Genomic DNA, 8,613 nt, shown 5'->3' on the forward strand with positions numbered 1-8,613 from the left:
GCCCCCGGTCGGGGGCGTGCACGGGTCTGTACGCCGCATATGGGCGCCAAGGTCGGAGGCCCTGCCATCCGCCGCGGACGACAGGACCTCCGACCTGCTACTTCTCTGTGCCCCCGGCAGGATTCACAGACCCCCAGGGGTTCGCGGCGCTACGGAATTTCCGCGTCCCTCGCGAACGCGGCCGCGAAGTCGGCATCGCCCATGGCGTTCCGTACGGCGGCTGTGATGCGGCTGACGTCGCCGCGTTCGGCGGGTGGCAACGGTGCGCCCACCGAGGCTCGCGACCGGGTGGCGGTGCCCAGCAGACCGGCGGCGAGTTCGGGGCGGCCCGCGAGCTGCCACACGCCTGCCAACCCTTCCAGTGCAAGGGCGATCGCCCTCGGATCACCCGTGCTCCGAGCCGCGTTCAGGCCCTCCGTGTGCAGGTCCAGAGCCGCTTCGGCGTCACCCTGCTGCTCGGCGATGAATCCGAGTTCGGCCAGGATCAGGGCGGCGCCGTTCTCCGCGTCGAACTGGCGGTTCCACTCCAGCCAGGTACGCAGATACGCCTCGGCCACATCGAGCCGCCCTTGCCTCCGCGCCCCGAGAGCGAGCCCTGTCTCGGCGAACTCCTGTGCTCGCCGGTCCCCATGCTCGACGGCCACCCGTCTGCCCCGCTCGTGGAGGCCCTCGGCCCGTACGTGGTCCCCGGTCAGCAGGGCGATCCTGCCCAGTTCGGACCATCGGGTGGATACCTCGGTCCACAGGCCCAGGTCCTCGGCGATGCCCAGGGCCTCCTGGTGCCCGGCCTCGGCCGCCCGGTAGTCGCCCTCGATCTCTGCCAGCCTGCCGAGCACGCCGGTGGCCTGGAGTTGCCCCCACCGGTCGCCGGTCTCACGGAACAGCGAGAGGCTCGTCTCGCCGTCGGCCCGGGACGCTGCCAATTCCCCGCGAACGTACCGTTGCACGCCCCGCACACTCAGCGCCGCCGCGATGCCCCAGCAGTCCCCCGCCGCACGGAACTCGTCCAGCGACCGGCGAACGAGCTCCTCCCCGACCTCCATGGCGCCGAACAGCGTCGCGGCGTAACCGAGGAACCAGCCGGCCCCTGCCCGGTCGCGCGAGTCGTGAATGTCCTCGTAGAGGCGCAGTGGGGAGCGGCTCTCCCCCTTGGAGCTGGTCCGGTCGCCGCACAGCAGCGTCATCCCCGCATGCCAGGCGGCGAGGGCCGCGCGGTCCGAGCCTTCCCGTCCGCCCCCCAGGTCAGCCCCGGGCCGCTCCTCGACGGTGAGGGCCTCGGACATCGAGCGTCTCGCCTCCGTGAACCGGCCGCGCAGAAACCAGTACCAGGCCATTGCTCGGACCAGCCGTCCTGCGAGCCGCGCATCGCCGTCCGCGGCCGCGGTGTCCAGCGACGCGCGGATGTTCGCCGACTCGGCGTCGAGACGGCGCAGCCAGCGCTGCTGGTCGCCACCGCGCAGGTGGATGTCGGCCGTCTCGGCCAGTGCGACGTAGTAGGAGGCGTGAGCACTGCGTAGCCGGTCGTACTCGGACGAGACCGCCCGGTCGTTCGAGTCGGTCCCGGCGGCGCGCGCGGCGCCGCCGGTGGCCGCCCGGAGCCGGTCCTGGCAGTACGCGGCCACCGACTCCAGAAGCCGGTAGCGAGGCCCGTCGGCGTGTTGGACGACGACCACCAGGGACCGGTCCACCAGTCGGGCCAGCAGGTCGACGACCTCGCCGGTCTTCACGCCACCCCCGGGGCAGAGCGTCTCGGCGGCCTCCAGGTCGCAGCCGTCGGAGTGGATCGCGAGACGACGCAGCACCGCCTGCTCCGCTGCGGTCAACAGCTCCCAACTCCAGTCGATCACCGACCTCAAGGTCTGCTGCCGTGCCGGAGCATCGCGGCGCCCATCCGTCAGGAGCCCGAACCGGTCGTCGAGGCGCTCTGCGAGCCGAGCCGCGCCGAGGACCCTGACCCGCGTCGACGCCAGCTCCAGAGCAAGCGGAATCCCGTCCATACGACGGCAGATCGTGGCCACGGCCTCGGCGTTGTCGTCGGACATGGTGAATCCCGGTGCCGCGGCGGCGGCCCTTGCCGCGAACAGCCGGACCGCGCTGGATCGCAGCACGTCCGCCGACTCTGCTCCCGGCAGTGGTACGTCGAGCGGTGGCACCGGCCAGAGCTGCTCGCCCGAAACGCCCAGCGGCTCCCGGCTGGTGGTCAGGATGCGCACCCCCGGCGCAGCCCGCAACAGCAGCTGAGTCAGACCCGCCACCGTCTCGACGACGTGCTCGCAGTTGTCGAGCACCAGGAGAAGTCGGCGGCCGCGCAGGGCGTCGGCCAGTCTCTCTGCCAGGGGCTGGATGCGTGCGGCCGACCACGCGCCGGCCCATGCGTCGTCCCGGATGCCCAAAGCAGCAGCCACCACCTCGGCAGGCCCGTCCACCGTCCAGGCAGCACCCGATGCCTCGGCCGGACCCGGTTCGGCCGACTCCGCCTTGGTGGAGCGTGCCAGTCCGGAGAGTTCCACCAGCCACACGCCATCTGCGAAGGACTCGGCCGACTCGCTCGCGGCCTCCAGGGCGAGGCGAGTCTTGCCGACCCCTCCGGGTCCGGTCAGGGTCACGAGCCGCTCCACCGCCAGCAGGGCCCCCACCTCGGCCACGGCGCTCGACCGCCCGATCAGCGGGGTGACCGGGGCAGGCAGGTTGGTGCGGCTGCGAGCTGCGTCGCCACGCGGACCGAGGCTCTCCGCACGCGGACCGAGGCTCTCCGTACCCGGGCCGGGTCCGGTGACCGGGGCGGGCCGCAGGGCCGCGGGGTCCTGTCGGAGGATCTCCTGCTGCAGCGCGACCAGTGCGGGGCCCGGTTCGAGGCCGAGCTCCTCGTCCAGCCGACGGCGCACATCCTGATAGACGTCGAGCGCCTCGCCCGGCCGCCCGGCGCCGTACAGGGCTCGCATGTGGGCCTCTCGCAGCCGCTCCCGCAAGGGGTGGCGATCCGACAGTTCCTGGAGTTCCCCGGCCAGTCGGCCATGGTCTCCGAGCTGGAGCCGGACCTCGGCGAACTCCTCCCAGGCCAGCAGCCGTTGCTCCTCCAGGCGCGTCACCGCCGCGCGGGCGAACGGCTCGTCCTCGAATCCCGCGAAGGCCGGCCCCCGCCACTGGGAAAGGGCCTGGGCGAACCGGTCGGCCCGCCCCCGGGGATCCGCGAGACGACGGGCCTGGTCGGCCAGCGAAATGAACTGCTCCGCGTCCACCGCTCCGCCAGTCACCTCCAGCAGATAACCCGGAGGGCGGTGAGCCACCAGTTCTCGTCCACCGGCCGATGCCAGGGCTTTGCGCAGCCGGGACACGAGAGTCTGCAGCGCGCTCAACGGACGGGCCGGCAGCCCGTCACCCCAGAGGTCCTCGATCAGCCGGTCCGCGGACACCACCCGCCCCGGTTCCACCAGGAGTTCGGCCAGCAGGAGCCGGACCTTCGCGTCGGGCACGACCACGAGATCACCGTTCGCTGTCCACACGGCCAAGGGGCCCAGCACTCCGAAGCGCATCGGACCAGCCTATTGCGGGCTGCCCCCGGGTGGGCAGCAGCACCGGCCCCGTACGCGCCTTCCGACAGCAGCCGACAGCGGAGCGAAAGGCGACCGAATGCGTCGTCCCGCACGCTCTTCCCGTAACACCCCGGCACCCACACCACCGCTACGTACAGGGAGTCACGATGAGCAGGTTCACGGGCAAGAAGGCTGTTGTCACCGGCGGGACCCACGGCATGGGCCTGGCGATCGTCAAGGCGCTCCTGGCCGAGGGAGCCGAGGTCGTCCTGACGGGCCGCAACGAGAAGACCCTCGAAGAGGCACGGAGCGAGTTGAAGGGCGAGGCCGCGCATGTCGTGCGTTCCGACGCGGCGAGCATGGCCGACATCTCCGCCCTCGCCGACTACGTCCGGACAGAACTCGGCGGCATCGACCACCTCTTCGTCAACCACGGCATCGCGGAGTTCGCCGAGCTCCGGGAGGTCACCGAGGCGTCCTGGGACCGGCACTTCGCTGTCAACACAAAGGGATCCTTCTTCACCGTCCAAGCCCTCGACCCGCTGCTCAGGGACGGTGGATCGATGGTCTTCACCACGGTCGGCAACGACGTCGTCTTCCCTGGCCTGAGTGCCTACTCCGCGTCGAAGGAAGCGATGCGCGCGTTCGCCCATGTCCTGGCAGCCGAGCTGCTGCCGCGGAAGATCCGGGTCAACGCCGTCGCCCCGGGATTCATCAAGACGCCGACGATGGGCGTGGCCGGCCTGAGCGACGAGGAGCGCCGGGAGTTCGAGCGGCAGGGAGACGAGACGACCCCGCTCAAGCGCAACGGCACGGTCGAAGAGGTAGCCGCCGCCGCCCTGTTCCTGGCCGCCGACGCGACCTTCACGACCAACGTGGAGTTCGCCGTCGACGGAGGCTTCGCCCAGGGCCTCGTCAGCACTCACTGAGCCGATCAGGAGATCAGGAGGACGCTCATGTCCGCTCAAGAGCCCGGAAACGCAAGGAATTCCCTGGAGGCCGCCGGGTCCGCCGAGTCCGTCCAGGAAGCGGCCGACAGTCCGGACCCCACGGTCGCGGAACACGTGCGCCGCTATCTCGCGACCGACGGCGCGAGCGGATACCGCGAAGGAGGGATGACGAACCTCGTCCTCACCCACCAGGGCCGGAAGACGCACAAGCTCTACAGGACCGGCCTCTTCTACGGCGAAGACGACGGCCGCTACGTCCTCGTCGCCTCCGGCTCGACCATCACACACACCCACCCTCAGTGGTATCTCAATCTGACAGCGAACCCGGAGGTACACCTACAGATCCGTGCCGCGCGGTTCGCCGCCCACGCCCGCACTGTCGATGGGCAGGAACGGGAGCGGCTGTGGGCGCTGATGGCTGGTCTCGCTCCCGTGTACCGCAGCTACGAGGCCCAGAGCCGCCGGACCATCCCGGTAGTGGTCCTCGAGCGCGTGCGTGCAGGTGCCCGACCGGAACGGATTCGGCGCACATGAGGTCGGGCAGCCCCGCGAACACGTGAGAACTCCCGCCGCGGTGGACGTGCGTCGCGCATCCCATGAGGGCTGCTGTCAGCGGGGCGTGTCAGAGTCTGCGCATGCTCGAGATCGTGGTGAAGACGGAGAACTGGGAACGGCACGTCCGTGTGTCGGGCGGGGAGTTGGCCGGACTGGTCCGGCGCATGGGCGGTGACGGTGACCGGTTCCTGGTGGTCCAACGGATACCCGACCTGCCGGACGTCTTCGCCCAGGTCTGGCACGAGGCCGGTGGTGACTACACCCTGGAGCACCGCGACGGTGCAGCCGACCGGCACTTCCAGACGATGGCCGGCAAGCCCGAGGCCGTGATCGCGGCGCTGACCGGCTGGGCTCTCCAGGGGGACGGCTGGGACGCCGATCTGGCCTGGTCCCTGCTGGACATGGGCCCCACCCGTGAGGTGCCACCGCTCGACCTCGGCCGGGACGAGCGCGAGGTGTTGGAGAAGCGCGTACGCGAGGTGCTGGTCGGCGGCTACGACTCCCGCGCCCAACTGGCCGAGCTCGCTGAGGAGTACCTGGTCACCGAGGACCGTCGGCCCGTCTCACGCGAGCAGGCACAGGCGCTGGCCGACCGGATGTGGCTGGAGCGCGTGGCGGAGCAGGCCGCCTGGCAGGGCGAGACCGACCCTGAACGACTCACCCGCGCGTTCACCGCCCTCCAGGAGGCCGGCATCACCGCCCGCGAGAACTTCACCTGCTGCCGCAACTGCGGCCGGTCCGAGATCGGCGGCGAAGACGGGCCCGAGGCACGCGGGTTCGTCTACTTCCACACCCAGTGCACGGACTCCGCCGCGGCCGGCCAGGGCCTGATGCTTCTCCACGGTGGTTTCGACGGCTCGTCCGAGACCGACGTAGCCATCGGCGACGAGGTCGTGGCCGCCCTCGAAACGGCCGGCCTCAACGCCGAGTGGGACCGTGACCCCAGCCGGGCCATCACCGTCACTCCCCTGGACTGGCGCCGTCGTCTGGTCGGCTAGGTCTTTCGTTTGGATCGGGCCGGCCCCAGGACCGGGTACGGACGTCCGTCGTGATGCTGCGCGGGGTTGCGGCCGGCCCGCCGCAACCCCGCGTGCCCTCCGAGGTGTTACGCCGCGGCTTGCGGGGTCAACGACTCGGGGTGGAACTGTTCGACGCGGTCGCGCTTCGTGTACATGTCCCAGTAGTGCTCGGCGAGGTCGTCCGGGTCGACGACCGGGTGCTCCGGGCCGTCGGCCGACTCGAAGGCGGCCTGGGCCTTGGCGGCGATCTCGCTGCGGGCGATCAGGGACCCGACGGTCAGGGTGCCGGCGTAGACACCCGTGCCGGCCAACTCCGCGTTGAGGGAGTACAGGTAGTTGCGGGTGGCGGACATCACCGGACCCAGGCCGCTGAGGTGGGGCATCGGCTGCGCCGCCGAATAGCCCTGAGCCAGCAGGAAGGCACCGTCGCCGCGCCCGGTCCACTCCGGCAGCACGGCCCGGACCACCTCGACCGGGGTGAGTAGCAGCAAGGGCACCAGGCCACGCAGGGTGGCCGCGTCCAGCTCGGCGGCCGGAGTGAAGCCCTGGTCGCCGCTGATCGGGCCGTACGCGACCACGTCGATCCGGCCGAGACGCTCGCGGATCGCCTCGACGAGCGCGGGCACCCTCGCGGGCTCGGAAAGATCGGCGGAGAAGGCTCCCGCCTCGATGCCCTCACCGGCGAGCTCCGCCACGAGGGCGTCCAGCCGGTCCTTGCGGCGGGCCACCAGGGCGACCCGGAATCCTTCGCGCCCGAAGCGGCGGGCAACGGACACGCCCAGGCCGGTACCTGCGCCGAAGACGGCGATCACTTTGGACATGGCACTGCTCCTTGCCGTAGAGGCATACTTGACCGCTGGGTCAACTTATGTCCTGACGGTAGCACCTAACTTGACCCCATGGTCAAGTTAGTCTGCCCGGATGACCGGGGCCGATCGGGTCGTGCCCGCCGCGTCGGCGTAGCGAGCGGCGAGTTCGGCGAACGCGTCCGTCAGCTGTGGTGGACCGATGACGTGGATGCCGGTGTCGAAGTGACCGAGGGTGGTGGCGAGGCCGGTCCACGACCAGGAGCCGAGGGTCAGGTGACAGCGCTCGGGGCCGAGCTCTTCGACGATTCCGTCCTGCACGAACGGGGCCACAGCCTGTGCGGGGAGGTCGAGGACGACTTCGCCACGACAGGGCCAGTCAGCGGTGGAACCGTCAGTTCCGCGGAATCGGCCGGTGACGAAAGTGGCCACGTCGCCACCAGGGAGATCGCGTGGGGTGAAGCGCGGGCCGGTGGGGGTGCGGGGGCGCAGGCGGTCGACGCGGAAGGTGCGCCAGTCGTCACGGTCGAGGTCCCAGGCGATCAGATACCAGTGGCCGCGCCAGGTGACGAGGTGGTGGGGCTGCGTCCGGCGGGGTGGCCCTGCGGGGCCGGCGGCGTCCTGCCCGTAGTCGAAGCGCAGCTCCTCGCGGGCGCGGACGACACGGCTCAGCTCCATGAGGACCTGCGTGCCGACCGGGGAGGCGTCGCCGGTCCCGGGTGACCGGACGACGGTGACCTGCAGCATGTCGATGCGCTGACGCAGACGGGGCGGCATGACCTGGCGCACGGTGGCCAGGGCCCGTGCGGCGTCTTCGCCGATCGTGCTGCTGGTGGCCGCGGACTGCAGGGCGAGGGCCAGGGCGACGGCTTGGCCGTCGTCGAACAGCAGCGGGGGCAGTTGCGAGCCGGCCTCCAGACGGTAGCCACCGGACGGCCCCTTGAAAGCGAGGATCGGGTAGCCCAGTTCCCTCAGGCGGTCGATGTCGCGGCGCACCGTGCGCGGGGTGATGTCGAGCCGCTCGGCGAGGCCGTCACCGGACCAGTCGCGATGAGTCTGAAGCAGCGAGAGCAGCGCGAGCAGCCGCGAGGACGCCTTCTGCATGCTCACCATTCTGCGCGCAGTACAGGACACAACCTGTCCGCTACCCGTGGAACGGTGGACACCAGTATCCGCCGGAGAGGCCTTGGCCCCTGGCCACGAGATCGCAGCACGCCAGGCTCCATCGCCGCGGTGGTGCGTCTCGCCGAACTGCGAACGAGGAGAAGGCCATGTCCGTCACGACCACCACCCACCTGAACTTCCGGGGCGACGCACGGGCCGCGCTGGACCACTACCGGTCCGTCTTCGGCGGGCGCATCGCCGCCGTCACGTACAAGGACATGGGCGACGTGCGACACGAGAACGAGGCGGACAGGTTGGTGTGGGGCGAGGTGGTGGGCGACAACGGCTTCCACGTCATGGCCTACGACGTGCCCTCCGGGACGCCCTGGGACCAGGGCACCAACCCGTTCTTCGTCTCCGTGCGCGGTGACGACACGGACGAGATCAGTGCGCTCTGGCAGAAGCTGGCAGAGGGCTCGACGGTGGTGCAGCCCCTGGCACCGTCGCAGTGGGCACCGCTGTACGGCATGCTCACCGACCGTTTCGGCGTGACCTGGGTCCTGGACGTGGCAGCCCCGTACAACGGCTGATCCGCACCCGACGAGGACACGACCGGCCGGCCGCCGTGCGGTACGCGGCACATACC

The 8,613-nt window shown here is 70.8% G+C and carries 7 protein-coding genes; 4 read left to right on the top strand and 3 right to left on the bottom strand.

Annotation, left to right across the window (positions count from 1 at the left end; translation table 11 throughout):
• Positions 1-149 precede the first annotated feature (149 nt).
• Complete coding sequence (locus ACFWFI_RS37800; RefSeq protein ID WP_387399526.1) at positions 150-3,533, bottom strand: AfsR/SARP family transcriptional regulator; 3,384 nt, start codon at positions 3,531-3,533, stop codon at positions 150-152.
• A 167-nt stretch (positions 3,534-3,700) separates the two neighbouring features.
• Between ACFWFI_RS37800 and ACFWFI_RS37805 the strand changes: the two genes are divergently transcribed.
• The 3 genes from ACFWFI_RS37805 to ACFWFI_RS37815 all read left to right on the top strand — a co-directional run bounded on the left by ACFWFI_RS37805 (position 3,701) and on the right by ACFWFI_RS37815 (position 6,036).
• Positions 3,701-4,462 carry an SDR family oxidoreductase gene (locus ACFWFI_RS37805; protein ID WP_387399528.1) on the top strand — a complete coding sequence of 254 codons (762 nt, stop codon included), beginning with the start codon at positions 3,701-3,703 and terminating at the stop codon, positions 4,460-4,462.
• A gap of 27 nt (positions 4,463-4,489) precedes the next feature.
• Positions 4,490-5,017 carry a nitroreductase/quinone reductase family protein gene (locus ACFWFI_RS37810; protein ID WP_387399530.1) on the top strand — a complete coding sequence of 176 codons (528 nt, stop codon included), beginning with the start codon at positions 4,490-4,492 and terminating at the stop codon, positions 5,015-5,017.
• 101 nt (positions 5,018-5,118) lie between these two features.
• On the top strand, positions 5,119-6,036 hold the full coding sequence (locus ACFWFI_RS37815) for a DUF6891 domain-containing protein (protein WP_387399532.1): 918 nt from the start codon (positions 5,119-5,121) through the stop codon (positions 6,034-6,036).
• Between the two features lie 107 nt (positions 6,037-6,143).
• Here ACFWFI_RS37815 and ACFWFI_RS37820 read toward each other — a convergent pair whose 3' ends face one another.
• Both ACFWFI_RS37820 and ACFWFI_RS37825 read right to left on the bottom strand, forming a co-directional pair.
• Positions 6,144-6,878, bottom strand: coding sequence for an SDR family NAD(P)-dependent oxidoreductase (locus ACFWFI_RS37820; RefSeq protein WP_387399533.1), 735 nt, complete (start codon positions 6,876-6,878; stop codon positions 6,144-6,146).
• Between the two features lie 87 nt (positions 6,879-6,965).
• Entirely contained in the window at positions 6,966-7,967 is a 1,002-nt protein-coding gene (locus ACFWFI_RS37825; protein WP_387399535.1) for a helix-turn-helix transcriptional regulator, read from the bottom strand.
• 167 nt (positions 7,968-8,134) lie between these two features.
• Here ACFWFI_RS37825 and ACFWFI_RS37830 point away from each other — a divergent pair, with 167 nt between their 5' ends.
• Positions 8,135-8,557, top strand: a complete 423-nt coding sequence (locus ACFWFI_RS37830) for a VOC family protein (protein ID WP_387399537.1) — start codon at positions 8,135-8,137, stop codon at positions 8,555-8,557.
• Positions 8,558-8,613: the final 56 nt, after the last annotated feature.

The organism is Streptomyces sp. NPDC060209 (assembly GCF_042728155.1).
GTDB lineage: Bacteria > Actinomycetota > Actinomycetes > Streptomycetales > Streptomycetaceae > Streptomyces.